This window comes from Streptomyces sp. NPDC126499, from assembly GCF_040302485.1.
Taxonomy (GTDB): Bacteria; Actinomycetota; Actinomycetes; order Streptomycetales; family Streptomycetaceae; genus Streptomyces.
In genome coordinates, this window is record NZ_JBEOUO010000007.1 from 122,052 (window position 1) to 143,853 (window position 21,802).

Below are 21,802 nucleotides of genomic sequence, written 5' to 3' on the forward strand. Positions count from 1 at the left end.
ACTGGGCCCCATGGCCATCCATGAGAACCTGCTGGGGGGACCGGCCCCCACCCACCTGCCCGACGACCCGGAGCCGCGCGAGCTGCTCGCGAGCGGCGCCGCACCGGCCGATGTCGCGGCGAAGTACCCGACCTCCTCGCTCGCCTGGGCGCAGCTCGCCGACGACGCGTACGAGGGCGGCCGCGTGATCGAGTCGTACGCCTACGCCCGTACCGGCTACCACCGGGGCCTCGACGCCCTGCGCCGCAACGGCTGGAAGGGCCACGGCCCGGTGCCGTGGGAGCACGAGCCGAACCGCGGCTTCCTGCGCGCCCTGCACGCGCTGGCCCGGGCGGCCGGCGAGATCGGCGAGAAGGACGAGTACGAGCGCTGCACCACCTTCCTGCGGGACTCCTCGCAGACGGCGGCGGACACGCTGGGCTGAGACCCGCCCGCTCCGGACGTCCCCGGACCGGACTGCCCCCGTCTTCGTGGCGGGGGCAATCCGGACAGGCACTCCCCGCGCTGTTCGAGCGCGTTCGAAGCGCCGGTACGATCCTTCGGACCGCGTGCAGGGGGGAACTGTCTTGGGGAAGCGGGCCGCGACGGGAAGTCGCCGGAAACGGAGAAAACGGGGCGCAGGGGGTGTGAAGGGGCGGTTCGTCCTTCCCGTCCTCGCCCTCGCGCTGGTCGCGCTCGGCGGCGGGGCCGCGCTCGCCCACTACAACGGCCGGGCCGACGCCGCCGCTCCCGCCCCGGCCCCGCCTCCGCCGGCCGCCGGGCCGGGCCAGAAGGCCACCACGGCCCCGCCGCGGCCGGTGACCCCCACGCCCACCCCGAAGCCGAAGCCCCCACCGGCGCCCAAGCCCACGCCGCAGAAGACCGACGTGCCCCGGTCCGGCGCCGGCACCTTCACCACCGCCCGCGCCACCGGCGAGGCTGTCGGCACCGGCGGCTCGCTGCGCCGCTATCGCGTCCAGGTCGAGGACGGCATCGACGTCTCCGCGCGCGAGGCCGCCGACGAGATCCAGCGGATCCTGGCGCACCCGCGCGGCTGGGCCGCGCACGGCCGCGGCCGCTTCCAGCTGGTCAGCGAGAACGCCGACTTCGTCATCCGGATCGCCACCCCGGACACCGCCGACCGGCTGTGCGCCGCGGGCGGCCTGAACACCCGCGGCGAGCTGAACTGCGAGACCACCTCCGGCGTCGTGGTCAACCTCAAGCGCTGGCTGCTCGGCTCGCCGACCTTCGCCGGACCGGCCTCCGAATACCGGCACCTGATCATCAACCACGAGGTCGGGCACGAGATCGGCATCCGGCAGCACATGGGCTGCCCCGGGCCGGGAAAGCTCGCGCCCGTCATGATGCAGCAGATCAAGGGGCTCCACGGCTGCCGTTCGAACGCGTATCCGTATGACGAAGAAGGGATCTACATCACCGGGCCGATCGTGTCATGATGCGGGGGGAGTGCGCGCGACGACGCCCGCCTCCCGAGGGGACCGGGGCTCCGTCGTCACACGGAAGGAGCGGACCGCTACCCGGTAGTACGTATCGAGGAGACAGAAATGTCGACCTTCCAGGGTTCCCCCGATGCCTCCGGAGCCGGTGCGGTCGCCGACGCGCCGAACCTCGACTTCGCGGGCACGACGCCGTACGAGGACTACGTCCAGGCGGATGTCCTCACCCACCTCCAGCATCTGCGCTCGGACGACCCGGGCGAGATGGTCTTCCTGGTCACCACCCAGGTCATGGAGCTGTGGTTCACGGTGATCGTCCACGAGTGGGAGACCGCGAGCCACGCCCTGCGCCGCGACGACCTGCCCGTCGCCATGGACGCGCTCAAGCGCTCCGTACGCGAACTGGAGGCGCTCAACCACTCCTGGCGGCCGCTCGCCCAGCTCACCCCCGCCCAGTTCAACGCCTACCGCGGCGCGCTCGGCGAGGGCTCGGGCTTCCAGTCGGCGATGTACCGGCGCATGGAGTTCCTGCTCGGCGAGAAGTCGGCCTCCATGCTGGTGCCGCACCGCGGCGCGCCCCGCGTCCACGCCGAGCTGGAGAAGGCGCTCCAGGAGCCCAGCCTCTACGACGAGACGCTGCGGCTGCTCGCCCGGCGCGGTCTGCCCGTGCCCGCCGAGGTCCTCGACCGCGACCCGTCGCTGCGCTACGAGCCGAACGCCGAGGTCGAGCGGATCTGGGCCGGGATCTACGCCGACCCCGACCAGAACGCCGAACTCGTGCGCCTCGGCGAGGCGTTGAGCGATGTCGCCGAACTGGTCTGGCGCTGGCGCAACGACCACCTGGTGGCCACCCGGCGCGCCATGGGCGCCAAGACCGGCACCGGCGGCTCGGCCGGCGTGGCCTGGCTGGAGAAGCGGGCGCAGAAGAACGTGTTCCCCGAGCTGTGGACGGCGCGCAGCCATGTCTGACACTTCCATGGACACCCAGCCGGCCAAGCACTCGGCCGAGGCCGTGCGCCTCGACACGGAGGCCGCGCGTCTCGACGCCGCCGACGAGCTCGTGGCCTCGTCCACGTACGCGTCCGAGGCCGCGCGTCTCGACGCCGCCGACGAACTCGCGGTCCACCGCGAGAAGTTCGTCCTCGACGACGACACCGTCTACCTCGACGGCAACTCGCTGGGCGCGCTGCCCGCCCACGTCCCCGCCCGCATGGCCGACGTCATCACCCGCCAGTGGGGCGAGCTGCGCATCCGCTCCTGGGACGAGTCCGGCTGGTGGACCGCCCCCGAGCGGATCGGCGACCGGATCGCCCCGCTCGTCGGCGCCGCCGGCGGGCAGATCGTGGTCGGCGACTCGACCAGCGTCAACGTCTTCAAGGCGGTCGTCGCGGCCGCCCGCCTCGCGGGCGGGGACCGCGACGAGATCCTCGTCGACGCGACGACCTTTCCCACGGACGGGTACATCGCCGAGTCCGCGGCCCGCATGACCGGTCACCGGATCGTGCCCCTCGACCCCGCCGAGATACCCGGCGCGGCGGGCGGGCGCACCGCCCTGGCTCTCGTCAACCACGTCGACTACCGCACCGGTCGGCTCCGGGACCTGCCCGGCGTCACCGCCGCCCTCCACGCGGCCGGCGCGCTCGCCGTCTGGGACCTGTGCCACAGCGCCGGCGCCCTGCCGGTCGGCCTGGACGCGCACGGCGTCGACCTGGCCGTGGGCTGTACGTACAAGTACCTCAACGGCGGCCCCGGCGCGCCCGCGTACCTCTACGTCGCCGAACGCCACCAGGCCCGCTTCGACTCGCCGCTGCCCGGCTGGAACTCGCACGCCGACCCGTTCGGCATGACCCCGGGCTACCGGGCCGCCGAGGGCGCGCTGCGCGGCCGGGTCGGCACGCCCGACATCCTGTCGATGCTGTCCCTGGAGGCGGCCCTCGACGTCTGGGACGGGGTCCGGATCGAGGACGTGCGGGCCAAGTCCCTGGCCCTCACCGACTTCTTCCTTCGGTGCGTACGGGCCTACGCCCCCGAGGGCCGGGTCGCCTCCGTGACCCCCGAGGCGCACGCGGAGCGCGGCAGCCAGGTCGCCCTGCGCTGCGCCGAGGCGCCCGCCGTCATGGCCGAGCTGATCCGGCGCGGGGTGGTGGGCGACCTGCGCCGCCCCGACGTGCTGCGCTTCGGTTTCACCCCGCTGTACGTCGGCTTCGCGGACGCGGAGCGGGCGGCGCGGGTGCTCGGCGAGGTGCTGCGGGACATCCCCGCGGCGTAGCGCCCGCTCCGGGGACGGGCAGGGCCCGTCCCCGGTCGGATCATCTCCTGATCGCGTGATCTGCGGGTGCCGTACTCCTGGTACGGTCCCCGCAGGTCAGGCCGATGACTTCGCCAACGTCGGCCCCGTTCGAGGAGGTTGGAAGCAGCATGCCGGACCCCGCCGCGCGCGACGCCGCCGAAGAAGCGTCGGCCTTCTCGCACCCGGCCGTCGCCCCGGACGCCTCCGCCGCCTACGGCGCACACCCCGACCAGGTCGTCGACTTCTACGCCCCCCGCGACGGCAGCCCGTCCGCGCCGCTGGTCGTCGCCCTGCACGGCGGTGCCTGGCGCTCGCCGTACGACCGGCGCCATCTGACCCCGTTCGTGGACTTCCTGGCCCGGCGCGGTTTCGCCGTGGCGAACGTCGAGTACCGGCGCGGCGGCGACATCCCCCGCCAGGGCGCGACCGGCCCGGTCGCGGGCCGCTGGCCCGAGACCTTCGACGACGTGGCGGCGGCCCTGGACGCCGTCGCCGGACTCGCCGCCGCGCACCTGCCGCAGGCCGACACGCGCCGGATCGTCCTCACCGGCCACTCCGCCGGCGGCCACCTCGCCCTGTGGGCCGCCGCCCGCCATGTCCTGCCCGCCGACTCGCCCTGGCGCCTGCCGGCCGCGCCGGCGCTGCGGGGCGTCGTGGCCCTCGCGCCGATCGCCCACTTCGACCGGGCCGTGGAGCTCGGCGTCTGCGGCGGCGCGGTCACCGAACTCCTCGGCGGGGAGGAGAAGTACGCGGCCCGCTCCGCCCTCGCCGACCCGTCCCTCCTCCTGCCCACCGGCATCGCCACGACCGTCGTCCAGGGCCGCGACGACATCGTCGTCCCGGCCGCCGTCGCGGACGCCTACGTGGAGGCGGCGGCGAAGGCGGGCGAGACGGTCGGCCTGACGCTCCTGGAGGACGTCGGCCACTTCCCGCTGATCGACCCGGCGGCCGACGCCTGCGCGGTGGTCGCGGAGGAGATCGCCCAGCTGGCGTTCTGAGGCGATCGGCGCGCCCGCGAGGGCCCGCGGGAGGGCCCGTAGTACTCAAGGGGGACCCGGGGGGATCCGTATCCAGCCGGACGACCGGGCCCCCGGGCCCCCGTACGGTGGCATGCGTGACCGAGACCCAGACCACCGGATCGAGCCGCAGCCCCGAGCTCCGCCTGACGCTGAAGGCGCTCGGCGGTCTGCGCGCGGACCTCTTCCACGACGCGCTCGCCTACCGCCCGCTGCCGCGCATGGACGTGGAGAAGGGCCCGACCCGCTTCCTGCCGCGCCGGATACGCGAGCACGCCGGGCTGCTTCCGCACGCCGTGGTGGCGTTCCTGGCGCTGGTCGTCTTCTGCGTCGGCTACACCACCCACGACGCCGAGTACCGCGGCCTCGTCGGACTCGTCTACGCGGGCGTCCCGGCCCTCACCGTGCTGCTCACGCTGGTCCGTCCGGTCCTCGCCTTCTGGGCCTCGATCGCCGCCACACCGTTCCTGTCGTACATGGGGGCCGCCGGCCTGGAGTGGCCCTGGGAGCCGAACTCCTTCACCGCGCACCTGGCCGTGCTCGTGATCGTCGCTCTGCGCACCCGACCCCGGACCGCCGCCTGGATGTGGCTGGTCACCGCCGGTTTCGCGTTCTTCTCCAGTGTCATCCTCGGCCTCGGCGTCGGCGTGGACAACGACGCGCCCCAGATGATGTTCTTCTCCGCGCTCTTCCTGCTGGCCGTGTCCATCCGGCAGGTCCGCCGCGACGCCGCCCGCGCGGTCAGCGTCCAGCAGTCGGTGACCGCCGTCGAACGGTCGAAGCGCACCCTGCTCGAAGAGCGCACCACCATCGCCCGCGAGCTGCACGACGTCGTCGCCCACCACATGTCGGTCGTCGCCATCCAGGCCGAGGCGGCCCCCTACCGGGTGGAGAACCCGCCGCCCGAGCTGGAGCAGGCCTTCGTCACCATCCGCGAGAACGCGGTGGCCGCGCTGACCGAGCTGCGCCGCATCCTCGGAGTCGTACGGGCCGAGGACTACGAGGCGCCCGACGCGCCGCAGCCGACGCTCGCCGACCTGGACGCGCTGGTCGCGAACGTCCGGGAGGCCGGGCTCGCCGTCGAGCTCACGGTCACCGGTTCGGTGCGGGAGCTGCCGCCGGGCGTGGAGCTCTCGGCGTACCGGATCGTGCAGGAGGCCCTGTCGAACGTGCTGCGGCACGCGCCCGGCGCCCCCGCGAAGGTGGAGGTGAGCCACGTCCTCGGCGGCCTCGGCCTGCGGATCGTGAACGGCCCGGCCCGGGGCCTGGTCAAGCCCTCCCCGGGCGCGGGCCACGGCATCACCGGCATGCGGGAGCGGGTGGCGATGCTGGGCGGCGAGATGACGGCCGAGCCGGGCGGGGACGGCGGTTACGAGGTGACGGTCTTCGTCCCCGTGGCCCGCGAGGAGGCCCGGGACCAGGGCCGGGACGAGGTCCGGGACCAGGGCCGGGACGAGGTCCGAGATCAGGGACGGTACGAGGTCCGTGACCCGCGTGAGGAGCCGCAGCCGTGATCCGTGTCCTGATCGTGGACGACCAGATGATGGTCCGCGAGGGCTTCTCCGTGCTCCTCGGCGCCATGCCGGACATCGAGGTCGTCGGCGAGGCGGTCAACGGCCGCGAGGCCGTCGCCCAGGTCGCCGCCCTGCGCCCCGACGTGGTCCTCATGGACATCCGGATGCCCGAGCTCAACGGCATCGACGCCACCCGCGAGATCGTGGCCGCCGACGCCGACGCGAAGGTACTGGTGCTCACCACCTTCGACCTGGACGAGTACGTGTACCAGGCGCTGCGCGCCGGGGCCTCCGGCTTCCTGCTCAAGGACGCCTCGGCCCGGCAGCTCGCGGAGGGGGTGCGGGTGGTCGCGGCCGGCGAGGCGCTGCTGGCCCCGACCGTCACCCGGCGGCTGATCACCGAGTTCGCCAGGTCGGCGGCGGTCGCGCCCCGCCCGCCCGCGATGGCCCAGATCGGGGAGTTGACCGAGCGCGAGACGGAGGTCCTGGTGCTGATCGCGCAGGGCCTGTCGAACGCCGAGATCGCCGACCACCTCGTCGTCGCCGAGTCGACCATCAAGACGCATGTGAGCCGGATCCTGGTGAAGCTGGGCCTGCGCGACCGGACACAGGCGGCCGTCTTCGCGTACGAGGCGCGGCTGGTGCAGGTCGGTGGATGACGCCGGCCGCGGGGGTAGCGTCCGCCCATGGACGCTGTCGACGCCCCTGACCCGCACGACGCCCCCGGCCCCCACCACGCCCCCGGCCCGCACGACGCCCCTGATCCGGACGGCGCCCCCGGCCCGCACGACGCCCCCGGCCTCCACGACGCCCCCTTCGACCCCTGGTCCCCGGAGTTCGTGGCCGATCCCTATCCCGCGTACGCGCGCCTCAGGGCCACCGGCCGCGCCCACTGGTTCGCGCCGACCGGCCAGTGGCTGATCCCGCACTACGAGGACGTGTCGGCGCTGCTGCGGGACCGGCGCCTTGGCCGTACGTACACGCACCGCTTCACCCACGAGGAGTTCGGGCGCGAGGCGCCGCCCGCCGCCCACGAGCCGTTCCACACCCTCAACGACCACGGGCTGCTCGATCTGGAGGCGGCCGACCACACCCGGATCCGGCGGCTGGTGTCGAAGGCGTTCACGCCCCGGAGGGTCGAAGACCTGGCGCCGACCGTACGGCGGCTGGCCGCCGGTCTGGTGGGGGAGCTGGTCGCGACGGGCGGCGGGGATCTGCTCTCGGTGGTGGCCGCGCCGCTGCCGGTGGCGGTGATCGCCGAGATGCTGGGCATCCCGGAGGACGAGGAGGAGCGCGGGCGGCTGCGGCCCTGGTCGGCGGACATCTGCGGGATGTTCGAGCTGAACCCGTCGGAGGAGACGGCCCGCCGCGCGGTCCGCGCCTCGATCGAATTCTCCGACTACCTACGGGAGTTGATCGCACGGCGGCGTAAGGAGCCGGGCGACGATCTGATCTCGGCGCTGGTCGGCGTGGCGGAGCTGACGGAACAGGAGATGATCTCCACCTGTGTGCTGCTCCTGAACGCCGGCCACGAGGCCACCGTGAACACCACGGTCAACGGCTGGTGGCGGCTGCTGAAGGAGGGCGTCCGGCCGGACGCCGGGAATCCCGAAAAGTTGTCCACAGCTGTGGAAGAAATCCTGCGCTACGACACCCCGCTCCAGATGTTCGAGCGCTGGGTCCTCGACGACATCGAGATCGACGGCCAGGTCATCCCGCGCGGTTCCGAGGTCGCCCTGCTCTTCGGCTCCGCCAACCGCGACCCCGCCCGCTTCGGCCCGACCGCCGACCGGCTCGACCTCACCCGCGCCGACAACCCCCACCTCTCCTTCGGCGCCGGCATCCACTACTGCCTCGGCGCCCCGCTCGCCCGCCTCGAACTGACCGCCATCTTCGGCGAATTGCTGCGCCAGGCGCCGGGGATACGGCTCGCGGCCGAGCCGGTGTGGAAGCCGGGCTATGTGATCCGGGGCTTCGAGGCGCTGAGGGTGGAGGTGTGAGGGTGGAGGTGTGAGGGCCGAGGGCCCGGCCGACGTGTCGGCCGGGCCCTCGGGGTTTCTTACGGTGGGACGGTCAGCTCGCCATGTCCCGGCGGCGCAGCCCCGCGAGCCCCGCCGCGACCAGGGCGGCGGCGAGGGCGGTGAGGACGAGGAGCGGGGTCCAGGCCGTCTCCTGGCCCGGCAGCTTGGGCAGGTGGCCGAAGGGCGAGAGGTTCAGGACCGCCTGCGGCAGGCCGAGCGCCGGGCCGGTCCAGCCGAGGGCCAGACAGACGCCCGCCACGCCCCAGCCGGCCACGGCGGCCTTCGGGACGGCCCCCCACAGCAGGACCGCGAGGCCCGCCAGCGTCCAGATCGCGGGAAGCTGGGCCAGCGCCGCACCCAGGACCGGGCCGAGGTCCTCGCCGTGTCCGCCGTACAGACCGAGCCCGGCGAGCAGCATGATCAGCGCCGGTCCGGCAAACGCGACGAGCAGGTGCCCGGCCGCCCAGCGCAGCCGGCCGACGGGAGCCGCGAGGAGGGATTCGGCGCGCTGCGAGGTCTCCTCGCCGTGCAGCCGCAGCACGGAGCCGACCGCGAACAGGGCGGCGACCATGCCGAAGAGTCCGACCATGGTGGCGAGGAAGGCGTCGGTGAGGGCGGCCTGCCCGCCCATCCGCTCGAAGATCTCCCGGGCCCGCTCGTTGTCGCCGACGATGTCGGCCGCGCCGTCGACCATGCCGCCGAAGACGAGTCCGCCGAGCAGGAAGCCGGCCGACCAGCCGAACAGCGTGCCGCGCTGGAGCCGCCAGGCGAGCGCGCCCGCCGTCGCGAGCCGTCCGTCAGCGGGGCCCGGCCGGGTCTGCAGGAAGCTCATGCCGAGGTCGCGGCGCGCGGTCAGGCGGTACGCGACGGCCGTCTGCACCAGCGCCGCGGCGGCGGGTAGCAGGAGCACCCACCAGCGTTCGCCGGCGAAGGCGCGGACGTGCCCGGCCCAGCCGATCGGGGAGAGCCAGGTCAGGACGGAGTCCCCGGCGGCGTTCGCAGCGTCGCCGGCCGCCCGCAGGACGAAGGCGAGACCCAGGACGCCCGCCGTCAGGCCCTTGGCGAGCCGGGCGCTCTCGGTGAGCTGGGCGACGATCGCGGCCGCGCCGGCGAAGACCATGCCGGTGGCGCCGATCGCGAGGCCGAGCGCGAGCGCTCCCGCCGCGCCCTGGCCGGCGAGTCCGGCCGTCACGATCAGGGCGACGGCGGCGTTGGCGGTGAGGGCGGTCAGGAGGGCGGCGGTCAGCGGGGCCCGGCGGCCCACGGCGGCGGCCGACAGCATCTCCTGCCGGCCGGTCTCCTCCTCCTCGCGGGTGTGCCGGACCACGATGATCAGGCTCATGACGGCGGCGAGGACGGCGGCGAAGGTGCCGAACCGCCAGGCGACGAGCCCGCCGAGGGAGTCGTCGAGGACCGGCCCGTAGAGCGAGCGCATCGAGCTGTTGGCGTTCATGGAGGCGGCCAGCTCGGCGCGCTGGGCGGCGGTGCCGTACAGGCCCTCCAGGGACCCGGCGCCACTGGCGACCATGCCGCCGGTGACCAGGGCCCAGACCGGCAGCATCAGCCGGTCGCGGCGCAGGGCGAGCCGGGTGAGGGCTCCGGTGGCGGTCAGCTCGGACGTACTCATGACGCGGCCGCCTCTTCCGCGTAGTGCCGGAGGAAGAGCTCCTCCAGGGTGGGTGGGGTGGAGACGAGGCTCCGTACGCCGGACTCGGTGAGCGACCTGAGGACGGCGTCGAGCTTGTCGGTGTCGACCTGGAGCCGGACGCGCTTGCCCTGCACGTCCAGGTCGTGCACGCCCGGGAGGTGGGCGAGGCCGTTCGGCGGGCCGGCGAGTTCGGCGGTGACGCTGGTACGGGTGAGGTGGCGCAGCTCGGCGAGGGTGCCGGACTCGACCGTGCGGCCCTTGCGGATGATGCTGACGCGGTCGCAGAGGGTCTCGACCTCGCTGAGGATATGGCTGGACAGCAGGACGGTCGTGCCGCGTTCCCGGGCCTCGTTGACGCAGTTCTGGAAGACCTCCTCCATCAGCGGGTCGAGGCCGCTGGTGGGCTCGTCGAGGACCAGCAGGTCGACGTCGGCGGCGAACGCGGCGACGAGCGCCACCTTCTGCCGGTTGCCCTTGGAGTAGGTCCGGCCCTTCTTGGTGGGGTCGAGCTCGAAGCGCTCGATCAGTTCCTTGCGGCGTCCCTGGGCGAGCCCTCCCCGGAGGCGCCCGTAGAGGTCGATGACCTCGCCGCCGGAGAGGTTGCGCCACAGGGTGACGTCGCCGGGGACGTACGCGAGCCGCCGGTGCAGCTCGACGGCGTCGGCCCAGGGGTCCCGGCCGAGCAGCATCGCGGCGCCGGAGTCGGCCCGCAGGAGCCCGAGGAGGATCCGGATGGTGGTGGACTTCCCGGCGCCGTTGGGCCCGAGGAAGCCGTGGACCTCGCCGGTCTCGACGGCGAGGTCGAGGCCGTCCAGCGCGTGTGTGCGGCCGAACGTCTTGTGGAGCCCGGCGATGCTGATTGCCTTCGTCATGTTTGTGAAACTACGCTAGTTTCACAAACTTGTGAAGTTAAGGAAGCGTATAAAGTCGGAGGGGTGAGTGAGATGACGACGAACGACGAGGCCGTCTCCCGTTTCGTGGAGCGCTTCGCGGCCGAGATGACCGCCGCCGGCATGCAGCGCATGGCGAGCCGCGTCTTCGCGGCCCTGCTCGCCTCCGAGACCGGTTCCCTGACCTCGGCCGAGCTCGCCGCGCGACTGCGGATCAGCCCGGCCGCCGTCTCCGGTGCGATCGGCTACCTCACCCAGGTCAGCATGGTCAGCCGCGAACGCGAACCCGGTACCCGCCGGGACCGGTACGTGCTCCACAACGAGCTCTGGTACGAGACCTTCACCCGCCGTGATCAGATCCTCACCCGCTGGGAGAAGGTCCTCCGCGAGGGCGCCGACGTCCTCGGCCCCGACACTCCCGCCGGCCGCCGCACGGCCGAGACCGCCGAGTTCTTCGCCTTCCTCCACGACGAGATGGCCGGAATCATGGACCGCTGGCGCGCTCGCAAGGAGGGCGAGGCGGAGGGCTCCGCCTAGCTAGCGGGAGACCCCTGACGGGGCGACGGCCGCGCGCCCGGCGAACCGCCGCCGCGTCACCAGACCGGCCGTGCCGCCGGCCAGCCCCACCAGGAGGGTGACGGCGCCGAGGACGCGAAGGGCCTCGGCGTCACGGAAGGCGCTCGTCCCCTCCCGGTCCGCGTTGTACAGCTCGCCCTCCCAGAACCCGTACGAGACGACGTAACCGGTCTGACGTCCGTCGTACGGCCGCGACCACACGTCCGGACCCGGCTCCGGACCCGGCTCCGGGGCCGGCGCGCACCGGAACGGCCCCGACCTGGGGCGGCCGTCGAACGGGTCCGTCCACGCCACCGTGCAGCTGTCGCCGGGGCCCCGTTCGAGGACGAGGACCTCCACCCGCGGGTCCTCCTTCGCCGACTCCGCGCAGAGCCGGGCGAACCCGAGGGCCAGCACACCCACCAGGACGACCCACCGCCACACCCCCCTGCTCCGCCGGGACTCCACGGGATCGGGACCCGGCGGCACGGCCCCCGAGGGGGCCTCGCGCCCCGGGTCCGCCGCCCGGCCCGCCCGCAGTCCCCGCGCCCCGTCCTCGCGTACGGGCTCCGCCCAGACCAGCCCGCCGCCGCCGGGCGCGGTCAGCACACCGCCACCGCCCGGGGCGCCGCACCACCACAGCTCGCCGCCCGCGCCCGGCCGCGCGAGTCGCCGGCGCCAGGGCAGCGCCCGTACGAGAAGCGGCCGGGCCTCACCCGAGACGGGATCCGTCAGGACCACACCGGCCGGCTTCGGCCCGCGAGGAACGAGGACGGCCGGGTACGCCGACCACGAACCGGACCGCAGGGCCTCGCCCATCCGGCGGCCGAGGGACAGCGAACGCAACCCCACGGCACCGGCGGCAAGCCCGAGGACGAGGAAGACGGGCGCCACCGCGAACGCCCAGACGGTGCCCCACCGGTGCGCCGGCTGCCAGGCCGCCACCGCGATGGCGAGCACCCCGCCGACCACCCAGCCCCGCGCCCGCTCCCGGTAGCGCCCCAGCGCCCCCGGCACACCCGGCACGTCGAACGCGGCGGTGCCGCCGTCCCCACCCACGAAAAACCCCACCCCTCGTAGCCCCGACGCAGCGTAGGGGATGCCGGGATCAGGCCCCCGGCACCGTCAGCCCCCACACCCCCGCCCGCACCGTCCAGGTGCGGCGGCGGACCGGGACGGAGACCGTCGTGTCGGCGCGGTAGCGGAAGGCCGGGCCGGTGACGGTGAGGGTCTGGGCGGTCACGTGGACGGGTGGGGCGCCCGCCGGGACCAGGGTGAGGGCGGCGGCGCCGCCGAGGGCGCGGACGGTCATGCCCTCGACCGGCACGTCCACGTCCACGAGCAGCACCCCGTCCGCCTCCACCCGCAGCCGGTGCGCGCGGTCGGCGACCGCCGTCGGGGCCGGGCGGACCAGGGTGCGCACCAGGGAGCGGCAGGTGTTCCAGACCGTGGGCGCCGTGGGGCCGAGGACCCGGGAGGCGGGGACGTCGAGGCGGTCGAGGACGACGCCGTCGCTGTCGTCGACCAGCAGGTCGAGCCGGCGCACCACCCCGTCCAGGACCGCCCGGGCGGCGGCGACCGTGCCCGGCGGCACGCCGAGCGCGCGGGCCGTCTCCAGCCGGTCGGGGGCGCCGATCGGGACCACCGAGAGGGCCCCGCAGACGGCCTCCCGCTCCCGGTGCAGCAGGGCCACCGTGCGCAGCAGCGCACGGTCGTCACCGAGGACGACGGGGCGCCGGGAGCCGCGCCGCGCCAGGGCGCGGGCGAATTCCTCGGGACCGTCCGGAAGGCAGATCTTCGTCTCCGCGCCCGCGGACAGCACATCTTTCGCGATTCGCACGGACTCGCCGTCCATTCGGCGGGCGACCGGGTCGATGATGACCAGCAGCTGGTCGTGATCCGACACCTCGGTCCTTCCTCGGGTAGTCTCTTTGTGCAAGAGCCCCTTGCGCTATTGCGCCAGGGGCTTCGTCTATTCCGGGGCACACCGGTCAGGCGGCGTCGGCCCCCTGACCTTGGACATGCCCCGCCCGGAAGGGGTGTACGCCTGTGCCCGCACTTGTGCTGCTCGGTGCTCAGTGGGGTGACGAGGGCAAGGGAAAGGCCACCGACCTGCTCGGTGGGTCCGTTGACTACGTGGTGCGTTACCAGGGCGGCAACAACGCCGGCCACACGGTCGTCGTAGGCGACCAGAAGTACGCACTGCACCTGCTCCCTTCCGGAATCCTCTCCCCGGGGTGCACCCCGGTGATCGGAAACGGCGTCGTCGTCGACCCGGCGGTCCTGCTCTCCGAGCTGAGCGGACTCAACGAGCGCGGCGTCGACACCTCGAAGCTCCTGATCAGCGGCAACGCCCACCTGATCACGCCGTACAACGTCACCCTCGACAAGGTGACGGAACGCTTCCTCGGCAAGCGCAAGATCGGCACCACCGGCCGCGGCATCGGCCCGACCTACGCCGACAAGATCAACCGCGTCGGCATCCGGGTCCAGGACCTCTACGACGAGTCGATCCTCACCCAGAAGGTCGAGGCGGCGCTGGAGGGCAAGAACCAGCTCCTCGCCAAGCTCTACAACCGGCGCGCGATCGACCCCGCGCAGATCGTCGAGGAGATGCTCCAGTACGCGGAGCAGATCAAGCCGTACGTCGCCGACACCACCCTGATCCTGAACCAGGCGCTCGACGACGACAAGGTCGTGCTCTTCGAGGGCGGGCAGGGCACCCTGCTCGACGTCGACCACGGCACGTACCCCTTCGTCACCTCCTCGAACCCGACCGCCGGCGGCGCCTGCACCGGCGCGGGCGTGGGCCCGACGAAGATCAGCCGGGTCATCGGCATCCTCAAGGCGTACACCACCCGCGTCGGCGCCGGTCCGTTCCCGACCGAGCTGTTCGACGAGGACGGCGAGGCGCTGCGCCGCATCGGCGGCGAGCGCGGTGTGACCACCGGCCGTGACCGCCGCTGCGGCTGGTTCGACGCGGTCATCGCCCGCTACGCGACCCGCGTCAACGGCCTCACCGACTTCTTCCTCACCAAGCTCGACGTGCTGACCGGCTGGGAGCAGATCCCGGTCTGCGTCGCGTACGAGATCGACGGCAAGCGCGTCGAGGAGCTGCCGTACTCGCAGACCGACTTCCACCACGCGAAGCCGATCTACGAGATGCTGCCGGGCTGGTCCGAGGACATCACCAAGGCGAAGACCTTCGCCGACCTGCCGAAGAACGCCCAGGCGTACGTGAAGGCCCTGGAGGAGATGTCCGGCGCGCCGATCTCCGCGATCGGCGTGGGCCCGGGCCGTACCGAGACGATCGAGATCAACTCGTTCCTCTGACGGGTGGCCGGTGGCCACGGAAGCCGGTGAGGTCTCCTCACCGGCTTCCGCGCACCGCTACGGTTCCTCCGAGGGCACGGAAGGGGGAGACGATGGCTGCGAGGAAGCCGCCGACGGAGCGGCAGCGCAGGCTGGGCGCGGAGCTGCGCAAGATGCGGGAGCAGGTGGGGCTGTCGATCAATGAGGCCGCCGTGCTGCACCGCACCGACCGGACCACCGTCAGCAACACCGAGTCCGCGCGGTCCGGTGTCAGCAGTGACCGCGTGCGCGTGTGGGCCGCCAACTACTCGTGCCCCGACCCCCGGTACGTCGACGCCCTTGCGGAGATGGCCAGGGAGCGCGCCACGTACTGGTGGGACGAGTACCGGACTTCCCTCAACCCGGCGCTTCTCGACCTGGCCGAGATGGAGCACCACGCGGTCGCCCTCCGTTCCGTGCAGATCACGCACATGCCGGGGCTGCTCCAGCACAAGGACTACATGCGCGCCGTCTTCCAGGAGGCGGTGCCGACCCTGTCGCCGGAGAGCCTGGAGCGGCTGGTGGACTTCCGGGCCAAGCGCAGCGGGGTGCTGGACCGGCCGGAGCCGCCGGAGTGCACGTTCGTGATCCACGAGACCGCACTGCGGATGTGGTTCGGCCACCGGACCGTACTCGCCACGCAGCTGGACCACCTGCTGAAGCAGTCCGAGCGCGGCAACGTCACGCTCAGGGTCGTGCCGTTCGCCGCCGGAGGGTTCGCTCACGCCGGAAGCTCGACCCTCTACGCCCATGGGCCGGTTCCCGCGCTCGACACCGTCCAGATCGACGTTCCCACGGGCCAGGCATTCCTTCACGCGGAGACGCACCTCGTGAACTACCGTGCGGTGCTGGATCGCATAGAGCAGCGTGCTCTCAGTCCGGACCGCTCTCTGGACTTCATCCGCGAAGTGGCACAGCAACTATGAAAGCGTGAGACTCATGGACATCCAGTGGCGTAAGGCGTCGTTCTCGACGGACACCGGAAACTGCCTCGAACTCGCGTCGTTCAATGGCGACATCCTGGTGAGAGAGAGCGACCAGCCGGATGTGGTGGTGACGACCTCCCGGGAGAAGCTGCGCGCTTTCCTGGAAGGTGCGAAGGCGGGCGAGTTCGACGATCTCGTGTAGCCGCCGCCTCGGTCGGGCCCCTTACCTGGTGCAGGTGAGGGGCTTTCGCGTATGCCTACGCTCTGGCATATGCCGCTCACGGTAGGTTGACGCAACATGTTGTGTGAACCTGCATGTGGGTCTACGGTTCTCTCAGTGCTCCTCAACTCGCGGCTCACCGGGACGGGTTGATGGGCATGCAAAAGCCCCGGAGGTGTTAACGGCACCCCCGGGGCATGGCCAACGCTTAGCAGGAGCGTCAGCATGAACCACCGTATCCGGTCCGTCCTGGGCCGCGCACTCGCCCGACTGCTCGCCCCGCCCGCCCCCGTGAGCGCCACCCGCACGGCCACCGGCCGATGCCTGGTCGTGCGTCGTAGCGGCCCCCTCCGCGTGCCCGCCCCGCCCCGCGCGGCGACCCGTGCCGACGCCCCCGTCCTCGACCCCGGCGGGCCTCTCGTACGGCCGTACCTCGTCGCTCACGAGCAGCGGGACCGCCGTATCGCCCTCGCCCTGGCGCTGGACGGGATCGACGTCGGACCGTGGGTCATCCACGGGCGACTCGTCGGGGTCGGGGGGACGGTCTGATGGCCACGCCTCCGTCCGGACTGCGGATCAGCCGGGTCCCCGGCAAGCCCGTCATCCGTGAGGCCGACGGCGGCCTCTCCATCCCGCTCTGGCTCCAGCGGGACGGCCGGTTCGACACGGACCTCGCCCTTCGGCTGACCGCCGGCGAGGCCGAGATGCTGCACGCACAGCTCTGTTTCGCCCTCGACGGTGAGCCGGTGACCACGCCCCGCGCCCAGACCCCGGACTGCCGTAAGACCGCTCTGGGGCCGACGGGCGAATGGAGGCCGTAGGGCCGTAGCCCGCCCACCGGCACGTGAGAGGCCCGTACCCGGACGCCCGGGTACGGGCCCCCGCGTTCCGCTACTGGTCGAGCTTCGTGTCGCGCCCCACCTTGTCCCAGGCGGTCAGGTCCGCCCGCACCTGGTCCAGGTGGGCGTGGATCGTGTCGATGGCGTCCTCGCCGAGGGCGAGACGCAGCGGGGGCTCGTCGGCGTCGAGGGCGGCCAGGACGGCGGCGGCGGCCTTCGCCGGGTCGCCGGCCTGGGTGCCGCCGCCGGTCTCGACGTAGGCGCGGGTGGCGCCGACGGTCTCCGCGTAGTCGGCGATGGCGCCCTCGCTCAGGCTGTGGTTGCCGAAGAGGCTGGTGCGGAAGGCGCCCGGTTCCACGATCAGGACCCGGATGCCGAGTGGGCCGACCTCGGCGGCCAGCGCCTCCGACATGCCCTCCAGGGCGAACTTCGTCGCGCTGTACGCCCCGAAGCCGGCCATCGACATCTGCCCGCCGACGCTGCTGAGCTGGACGATCGCCCCGGAGCGGCGGGCCCGCATGTGGGGCAGCACGGCCCGGGTCAGGGCCGCCGGGCCGAAGACGTGCACGTCGAACAGCGAGCGGAGCTCGGCGTCGCCGGTCTCCTCCACCGAACCGACGTGGGTGCGGCCCGCGTTGTTGACCAGGACGTCGATGCGGCCGTGGCGCTCGGCGACCTGGCCGACCACCCGCTCGACGGCGGCGTGGTCGGTGACGTCCAGGGTGACGGCCTCGACCTGGTCGGGGTGGGCGGCGACCAGCTCGTCCAGGGTGCCCGCCCGGCGGGCGCCGGCGACCACGACGTCGCCGGCGGCGACGGCCGCCTCGGTGAAGGCGCGCCCGAAGCCGCTGTTGGCGCCGGTGATCAGCCAGACCTTGCTCATGTCGGTGTTCCCCTCGTTCTCAGCCGTCCTTTGTGTCAACCAGCCTGGTGCACAAGGGTGTTGTCCGTCCAAGAACCGCCGTGATAGCTCATGGTCATGACCATCGACGTGCACGGACGGGACCTTCGCTACTTCCTCGCCGTCGCGGAGGAACTCCACTTCACCCGCGCCGCCGAGCGGCTGTACGTGTCGCAGCCCGGCCTCAGCAAACAGATACGCGCCCTGGAACGGCAGCTCGGCGCCCCGCTCTTCGACCGCGACCGGCACGGCGTCCGCCTCACCCCCGTCGGTACGGCCCTGGTCCCGCACGCCCGCGCCGTGCTCGCCGCCTGGGCGGAGGCGGAAGGGGCGGTCCGGGCCGCCCGCGCCGCTGAGGACGCCACCCTCGTCATCGGCATGTCCACCAGCCCCGGGCGCGGCGGACTGCTGCCCGCGATCCGCTCCCGCTTCACCGAACGGCACCCCGGCGTCCGGCTCCGGCTGCGTCAGTTCGGCTGGGAGGACCCGACCGCCGGGCTCGCCGGCGGTGACAGCGATCTGGCCTTCGTCTGGCTGCCGCTCGTCGGCCCCGACCGCTACCGCTGGGTCGTCGTCGCCACCGAACCGCGCCTGATCGCCCTGCCCGAGGCCCACCCGCTGGCCGGCCGCGACCGGATCGCCTTCGCCGAGCTCCTCGACGAACCCTTCCTCGCGCTGCCCGCCACCGCCCCCGAACTGCGCGACCACTGGCTGGCCCTGGACGCGCGGGACGGCCGGCCGGCGCGTATCGGCGCCGAGATCGCCTCCGCCGACGAGACCTACGAAGCCCTCGTCGACGGCCTCGGCATCTGCCTGGTCGCCACCGGCAACGCCCCGCTCCTCACCCGCGGCGGTGTCGTCACCCGCCCCGTCGACGGCGTCACGCCCTCCCGCCTCGCCCTCGCCTGGCGAGCCGACGACCCCCGCCCGGAGGTCCGCGACTACGCCCGCGCGGCGGCCCGGGTGGCCCGCGCCCAGGCGGCCGACGGGCACTCCCCCATGGCACCGGTCGGGTGAGTGAGGCACCCGCGGGCACCTGCGAAAAACCCAGTGGAGGCGGTGTCGGTGGGTCCGCCTATGCTGCACCGGACTCATACGCGGACCAGGGGAGGGCGCGGCCATGTTCGGCAAGCTGTTCGGCAGGGGTACGGAGGGGCCGGCGGCAGATCCGTACGCCCTCCCCGTCCCGCGCAGGCGCAGGAACGACATGTACGTCCTGCGTGCCCTCGGGGACACGCGCGTGCTGGCGGCCGTGGAGGCGGCCGACGCGGGCGAATGGGAGGCCGTCAAGGAGGCCCTCGCGCCCTTCGACCTCGGCCGTGAGCACCATGTCCTCGGCGTGGTCGCGGACGTGGACGGCGTGGAGGACTGGATCGGCCGTGCGGTCGACGAGGACAAGGAGCACCGGGCGACCGCGCTGCTGATATCCGGCGCGCGTCACATCATGTGGGGCTGGGAGGCGCGCACCTCCGCGCGTGCCGTCGACGTCACGCAGGAGCAGTGGCGGATCTTCCACGAGCGGCTCCACATCGCCGAGGAACAGCTCCTGGAGGCCGCCGAGCTGCGGCCGGACTGGGTCACGCCGTGGCGCCGCCTCCTCACCTCGGGCCGCGGCATGTCGCTGGGCGCCGCCGTCAACGAGACCCGGCGCGACGCCGCCCTGCGCCGTGCCCCGCTGGACCTGGAGACCCACCTGGAGTGGCTGTCGCAGTTGCAGCCCCGCTGGGGCGGCGAGCCCGGCGAGGCCATGGCCTTCGCCCGTGCGGCGCTCGCCCGCGCCCCGCAGGGGCACCCGCTCGGCTGCGTGATCGCCATGGCGCACATCGAGGACTGGGTCGAGTCGGACGACGCCGACTGCCTCGTGGACCCGGCGATCCAGGCCGAGCTGCGGCAGGCCGCCGACCACAGCATCCTGCACCCCGCCTATGTGCGGCGCCTGGGCTGGCAGAACGACTTCAACATCTTCGCCATGGCCCTGTCGCTCGCGGACGAGCGGCACACGGTCCGGCGGGTGTTCCAGGCCCTCGACGGTGCCTACACCAGCTGGCCGTGGACCTACTTCGCGGAACCCGAGAAGGAATTCGCCCGCCGCCACCGCCGCGCCTGATCCGTCGCCGCCAGCCTGAGCGGCCGCCGAGCCCGGGCCCGTAACGCGACGGCGCCCGTGCCCGTAAGGCGCCGAGCCCGAGCCCGAGCCCGTAACGCCACCGAGCCCGTAACGCCACGGCGCCCGAGCCCGTAACGCCACCGCCGCGCCCGGGACGGCGCGGACGCCGGCGTTCACGCCGCTCCGGTGCGCCCGCCCGTCACCCACCGCCTCTGACAACCCCGGACTGCCCGATGACTCTGCCTCCGCCCGACACCGCCGCGAACCCGGCCGGCGCCGACCGCACCTTCCAGGTGGATCTGCGCGGCCTCGTCGACCTCCTCTCCCACCACCTCTACTCCAGCCCCCGCGTCTACCTGCGCGAACTCCTCCAGAACGCGGTCGACGCGCTGACCGCCCGGCACGCCCTCGAACCGGACGCCCCCGCCGACGCCTTCGGCATCCGGCTGCTCGCCGACGGCTCGGTGGTACGCGTCGAGGACGACGGCGTCGGCCTCACCGAGGCCGACGTGCACACCTTCCTCGCCACCATCGGCCGCAGCAGCAAGCGGGCCGACCGGATCGCCGAACAGCGGGGCGACTTCATCGGCCAGTTCGGCATCGGCCTGCTGTCCTGCTTCCTCGTCGCGGACGAGATCCACGTCCTCAGCCGCTCGGCCCGCACCCCCGACGCCCCCGCCGTCGAGTGGCGCGGACGTGGCGACGGCAGCTACACCGTCCGCACCCTGCCCGCCTCCGCACGCCCCCGCCCCGGCACCACCGTCACGCTCACGCCGCGCGTCGACGCCGGCGAGTGGACCCGCCCCGCGCAGGTGCACGCGCTGGCCCGGCACTTCGGGTCCCTGCTGCGCCACCCGGTGACCTTCGACGACGGCACCGGCGGCCCCGGCGCCCCCGTCAACCCCGAGCCCGCGCCCTGGGCCCGTACGTACCCCACGCCGGGAGCCCGCTCGCGGGCGCTCGCCGCGTACGGCACGGAGGTCTTCGGCTTCACGCCCCTCGACACCATCGAGCTCGACCTGCCGGCCGTGGGCCTCAAGGGCATCGCGTGCGTGCTGCCCGAGGCGGTGCCGGCCGGGCGCCGCCACGGCCACCGCGTCCACGTCAAGGGCATGCTGCTTTCGGAGCAGGCCGAGGAGATCCTGCCCGAGTGGGCGTTCTTCGTCCGCTGCGTCGTCGACGCCGAGAGCCTGCGCCCGACCGCGTCCCGCGAGTCGCTGTACGAGGACGACACCCTCGCCGCCGTCCGCGACGCCCTCGCCGAGCGGCTGCGCGCCTGGATCGCCCGGGCCGCCGCCAGCGACCCCGACCTGCTCGGCCGCTTCCTGCAGACCCACCACCTGGCCGTGAAGTCGCTCGCCGTCCACGACGACGAGATCCTGCGGATGCTGCTGCCCTGGCTGCCGTTCGAGACCACCGACGGGCACACCACCCTCGACGAGTTCGCGCGCACCCACCGCACGGTGCTCGTGACGTCGAGCGTGGAGGAGTTCCGGCAGGTCGCGGCGATCGCCTCGGCCGCCGGGCTCGGCGTCGTCAACGGCGGCTACACCTACGACCGCGAACTGGTCCACCGGCTGCCCGAGGTCCGGCCCGAGGTCGCCGTCGCCGACCTCGACCCGGCCACCCTCACCGCCCACCTCGACCCCGTCGACCGGGAGACGGAACTCGCCGCCGCGGCCTACCTCGCCCGCGCCCGCGACGCCCTCGCCGTCTTCGACTGCGACGTCGCGCTGCGCACCTTCCAGCCGGCCTCCGCGCCCGCGCTCCTCATCGACAGCCGTGAGGCCCGCCACGAACGCACCCGCTCCCAGCTCGCCCGCGAGCAGGAAGGCGGCCTGTGGGGCGACATCCTCGGCGCCCTGCGCCAGGAGGCCCCGCGCGCCCAGCTCATCCTCAACCAGCTCAACCCGCTGGTCCGCACCGCCGTCGCCATCGAGGAGCCGGAGCTCGCCCGCACCAGCGCCGAAGCCCTCTACGGGCAGGCCGCGCTGCTGTCCCGGCGCCCGCTGCGGCCCGCCGAGTCCAGCCTCATCAACCGCTCCTTCCTCGACCTCCTCGCCCACGCCCTCCGCAAGGACAGCTGAC

At 73.4% G+C, this 21,802-nt stretch carries 22 protein-coding genes; 17 read left to right on the plus strand and 5 right to left on the minus strand.

The features are described from left to right. Positions 1 to 10 precede the first annotated feature (10 nt). The 8 genes from ABTZ91_RS12445 (at position 11) to ABTZ91_RS12480 (ending at position 8,256) form a co-directional block, all read left to right on the plus strand. Positions 11 to 424, plus strand: a complete 414-nt coding sequence (locus ABTZ91_RS12445; RefSeq protein WP_345487066.1) for a DUF3151 domain-containing protein — start codon at positions 11 to 13, stop codon at positions 422 to 424. Positions 425 to 626: 202 nt separating this feature from the next. Beyond that, on the plus strand, positions 627 to 1,436 hold the full coding sequence (locus ABTZ91_RS12450) for a DUF3152 domain-containing protein (protein WP_352077097.1): 810 nt from the start codon (positions 627 to 629) through the stop codon (positions 1,434 to 1,436). Positions 1,437 to 1,544: 108 nt separating this feature from the next. Beyond that, positions 1,545 to 2,405: a tryptophan 2,3-dioxygenase gene (locus tag ABTZ91_RS12455; protein WP_352077098.1), complete on the plus strand. Its 861-nt coding sequence runs from the start codon at positions 1,545 to 1,547 to the stop codon at positions 2,403 to 2,405. Further along, positions 2,398 to 3,705: a kynureninase gene (kynU, locus tag ABTZ91_RS12460; RefSeq protein ID WP_352077099.1), complete on the plus strand. Its 1,308-nt coding sequence runs from the start codon at positions 2,398 to 2,400 to the stop codon at positions 3,703 to 3,705. The genes ABTZ91_RS12455 and kynU overlap by 8 nt, the downstream gene beginning before the upstream one ends. A 149-nt stretch (positions 3,706 to 3,854) precedes the next feature. After that, on the plus strand, positions 3,855 to 4,724 hold the full coding sequence (locus ABTZ91_RS12465; RefSeq protein WP_352077100.1) for an alpha/beta hydrolase: 870 nt from the start codon (positions 3,855 to 3,857) through the stop codon (positions 4,722 to 4,724). Positions 4,725 to 4,831: 107 nt separating this feature from the next. Continuing rightward, positions 4,832 to 6,256, plus strand: a complete 1,425-nt coding sequence (locus tag ABTZ91_RS12470; protein ID WP_352077101.1) for a histidine kinase — start codon at positions 4,832 to 4,834, stop codon at positions 6,254 to 6,256. Beyond that, the gene (locus ABTZ91_RS12475) at positions 6,253 to 6,915 is read left to right on the plus strand and encodes a response regulator transcription factor (RefSeq protein ID WP_352077102.1); all 663 of its coding nucleotides are present in this window, start codon (positions 6,253 to 6,255) and stop codon (positions 6,913 to 6,915) included. Before ABTZ91_RS12470 ends, ABTZ91_RS12475 begins: the two co-directional genes overlap by 4 nt. Before the next feature lie 27 nt (positions 6,916 to 6,942). Beyond that, positions 6,943 to 8,256, plus strand: coding sequence for a cytochrome P450 (locus ABTZ91_RS12480; RefSeq protein WP_352077103.1), 1,314 nt, complete (start codon positions 6,943 to 6,945; stop codon positions 8,254 to 8,256). 73 nt (positions 8,257 to 8,329) lie between these two features. On the opposite strand, the gene ABTZ91_RS12485 is transcribed toward ABTZ91_RS12480, so the two are convergent. Both ABTZ91_RS12485 and ABTZ91_RS12490 read right to left on the minus strand, forming a co-directional pair. Further along, positions 8,330 to 9,904: an ABC transporter permease gene (locus ABTZ91_RS12485; protein WP_352077104.1), complete on the minus strand. Its 1,575-nt coding sequence runs from the start codon at positions 9,902 to 9,904 to the stop codon at positions 8,330 to 8,332. Further along, entirely contained in the window at positions 9,901 to 10,797 is an 897-nt protein-coding gene (locus tag ABTZ91_RS12490) for an ABC transporter ATP-binding protein (protein WP_352077105.1), read from the minus strand. Before ABTZ91_RS12490 ends, ABTZ91_RS12485 begins: the two co-directional genes overlap by 4 nt. A gap of 72 nt (positions 10,798 to 10,869) precedes the next feature. On the opposite strand from ABTZ91_RS12490, the gene ABTZ91_RS12495 reads away from it, so the two are divergent. Then, positions 10,870 to 11,352: a MarR family transcriptional regulator gene (locus ABTZ91_RS12495; protein ID WP_352077281.1), complete on the plus strand. Its 483-nt coding sequence runs from the start codon at positions 10,870 to 10,872 to the stop codon at positions 11,350 to 11,352. Here the strand turns inward: ABTZ91_RS12495 and ABTZ91_RS12500 are convergent, their stop codons facing one another. Next, the gene (locus ABTZ91_RS12500; protein ID WP_352077106.1) at positions 11,353 to 12,429 is read right to left on the minus strand and encodes a hypothetical protein; all 1,077 of its coding nucleotides are present in this window, start codon (positions 12,427 to 12,429) and stop codon (positions 11,353 to 11,355) included. It lies immediately after the preceding gene. 49 nt (positions 12,430 to 12,478) lie between these two features. Further along, complete coding sequence (locus ABTZ91_RS12505; protein WP_352077282.1) at positions 12,479 to 13,225, minus strand: diacylglycerol kinase; 747 nt, start codon at positions 13,223 to 13,225, stop codon at positions 12,479 to 12,481. 194 nt (positions 13,226 to 13,419) lie between these two features. Here ABTZ91_RS12505 and ABTZ91_RS12510 point away from each other — a divergent pair, with 194 nt between their 5' ends. From ABTZ91_RS12510 to ABTZ91_RS12530, 5 genes are all read left to right on the plus strand, one after another. Continuing rightward, on the plus strand, positions 13,420 to 14,703 hold the full coding sequence (locus ABTZ91_RS12510; RefSeq protein ID WP_352077107.1) for an adenylosuccinate synthase: 1,284 nt from the start codon (positions 13,420 to 13,422) through the stop codon (positions 14,701 to 14,703). A gap of 92 nt (positions 14,704 to 14,795) precedes the next feature. Next, on the plus strand, positions 14,796 to 15,647 hold the full coding sequence (locus tag ABTZ91_RS12515; RefSeq protein ID WP_352077108.1) for a helix-turn-helix transcriptional regulator: 852 nt from the start codon (positions 14,796 to 14,798) through the stop codon (positions 15,645 to 15,647). Between the two features lie 13 nt (positions 15,648 to 15,660). Then, positions 15,661 to 15,849, plus strand: a complete 189-nt coding sequence (locus tag ABTZ91_RS12520) for a DUF397 domain-containing protein (RefSeq protein ID WP_352077109.1) — start codon at positions 15,661 to 15,663, stop codon at positions 15,847 to 15,849. A gap of 243 nt (positions 15,850 to 16,092) precedes the next feature. After that, positions 16,093 to 16,416 carry a hypothetical protein gene (locus tag ABTZ91_RS12525; RefSeq protein WP_352077110.1) on the plus strand — a complete coding sequence of 108 codons (324 nt, stop codon included), beginning with the start codon at positions 16,093 to 16,095 and terminating at the stop codon, positions 16,414 to 16,416. Continuing rightward, a complete protein-coding gene (locus ABTZ91_RS12530) occupies positions 16,416 to 16,688 on the plus strand; it encodes a hypothetical protein (protein ID WP_352077111.1) in 273 nt (90 codons plus the stop codon). The genes ABTZ91_RS12525 and ABTZ91_RS12530 overlap by 1 nt, the downstream gene beginning before the upstream one ends. Before the next feature lie 70 nt (positions 16,689 to 16,758). Here ABTZ91_RS12530 and ABTZ91_RS12535 read toward each other — a convergent pair whose 3' ends face one another. Next, complete coding sequence (locus ABTZ91_RS12535; RefSeq protein WP_352077112.1) at positions 16,759 to 17,589, minus strand: oxidoreductase; 831 nt, start codon at positions 17,587 to 17,589, stop codon at positions 16,759 to 16,761. Between the two features lie 96 nt (positions 17,590 to 17,685). Here ABTZ91_RS12535 and ABTZ91_RS12540 point away from each other — a divergent pair, with 96 nt between their 5' ends. From ABTZ91_RS12540 to ABTZ91_RS12550, 3 genes are all read left to right on the plus strand, one after another. After that, positions 17,686 to 18,624 (plus strand): LysR substrate-binding domain-containing protein, encoded by a 939-nt coding sequence (locus ABTZ91_RS12540; protein WP_352077113.1) that lies wholly within the window; start codon positions 17,686 to 17,688, stop codon positions 18,622 to 18,624. A gap of 103 nt (positions 18,625 to 18,727) precedes the next feature. Then, entirely contained in the window at positions 18,728 to 19,714 is a 987-nt protein-coding gene (locus tag ABTZ91_RS12545) for a hypothetical protein (RefSeq protein ID WP_352077114.1), read from the plus strand. A 233-nt stretch (positions 19,715 to 19,947) separates the two neighbouring features. Then, positions 19,948 to 21,801, plus strand: coding sequence for an HSP90 family protein (locus tag ABTZ91_RS12550; RefSeq protein ID WP_352077115.1), 1,854 nt, complete (start codon positions 19,948 to 19,950; stop codon positions 21,799 to 21,801). Position 21,802 lies beyond the last annotated feature (1 nt).

Excerpts from the sequence above, each read along its gene's own strand:
- ABTZ91_RS12465 (WP_352077100.1), top strand. The coding sequence starts at position 3,855 with ATGCCGGACCCCGCCGCGCGCGACGCCGCCGAAGAAGCGTCGGCCTTC.
- ABTZ91_RS12525 (WP_352077110.1), top strand. The coding sequence starts at position 16,093 with ATGAACCACCGTATCCGGTCCGTCCTGGGCCGCGCACTCGCCCGACTG.
- ABTZ91_RS12550 (WP_352077115.1), top strand. The coding sequence starts at position 19,948 with ATGACTCTGCCTCCGCCCGACACCGCCGCGAACCCGGCCGGCGCCGAC.
- ABTZ91_RS12495 (WP_352077281.1), top strand. The coding sequence starts at position 10,870 with ATGACGACGAACGACGAGGCCGTCTCCCGTTTCGTGGAGCGCTTCGCG.
- ABTZ91_RS12455 (WP_352077098.1), top strand. The coding sequence starts at position 1,545 with ATGTCGACCTTCCAGGGTTCCCCCGATGCCTCCGGAGCCGGTGCGGTC.
- ABTZ91_RS12515 (WP_352077108.1), top strand. The coding sequence starts at position 14,796 with ATGGCTGCGAGGAAGCCGCCGACGGAGCGGCAGCGCAGGCTGGGCGCG.
- ABTZ91_RS12445 (WP_345487066.1), top strand. The coding sequence starts at position 11 with ATGGCCATCCATGAGAACCTGCTGGGGGGACCGGCCCCCACCCACCTG.
- kynU (WP_352077099.1), top strand. The coding sequence starts at position 2,398 with ATGTCTGACACTTCCATGGACACCCAGCCGGCCAAGCACTCGGCCGAG.
- ABTZ91_RS12535 (WP_352077112.1), bottom strand. The coding sequence starts at position 17,589 with ATGAGCAAGGTCTGGCTGATCACCGGCGCCAACAGCGGCTTCGGGCGC.
- ABTZ91_RS12540 (WP_352077113.1), top strand. The coding sequence starts at position 17,686 with ATGACCATCGACGTGCACGGACGGGACCTTCGCTACTTCCTCGCCGTC.
- ABTZ91_RS12520 (WP_352077109.1), top strand. The coding sequence starts at position 15,661 with ATGGACATCCAGTGGCGTAAGGCGTCGTTCTCGACGGACACCGGAAAC.
- ABTZ91_RS12530 (WP_352077111.1), top strand. The coding sequence starts at position 16,416 with ATGGCCACGCCTCCGTCCGGACTGCGGATCAGCCGGGTCCCCGGCAAG.
- ABTZ91_RS12490 (WP_352077105.1), bottom strand. The coding sequence starts at position 10,797 with ATGACGAAGGCAATCAGCATCGCCGGGCTCCACAAGACGTTCGGCCGC.
- ABTZ91_RS12485 (WP_352077104.1), bottom strand. The coding sequence starts at position 9,904 with ATGAGTACGTCCGAGCTGACCGCCACCGGAGCCCTCACCCGGCTCGCC.
- ABTZ91_RS12505 (WP_352077282.1), bottom strand. The coding sequence starts at position 13,225 with ATGGACGGCGAGTCCGTGCGAATCGCGAAAGATGTGCTGTCCGCGGGC.
- ABTZ91_RS12545 (WP_352077114.1), top strand. The coding sequence starts at position 18,728 with ATGTTCGGCAAGCTGTTCGGCAGGGGTACGGAGGGGCCGGCGGCAGAT.
- ABTZ91_RS12480 (WP_352077103.1), top strand. The coding sequence starts at position 6,943 with ATGGACGCTGTCGACGCCCCTGACCCGCACGACGCCCCCGGCCCCCAC.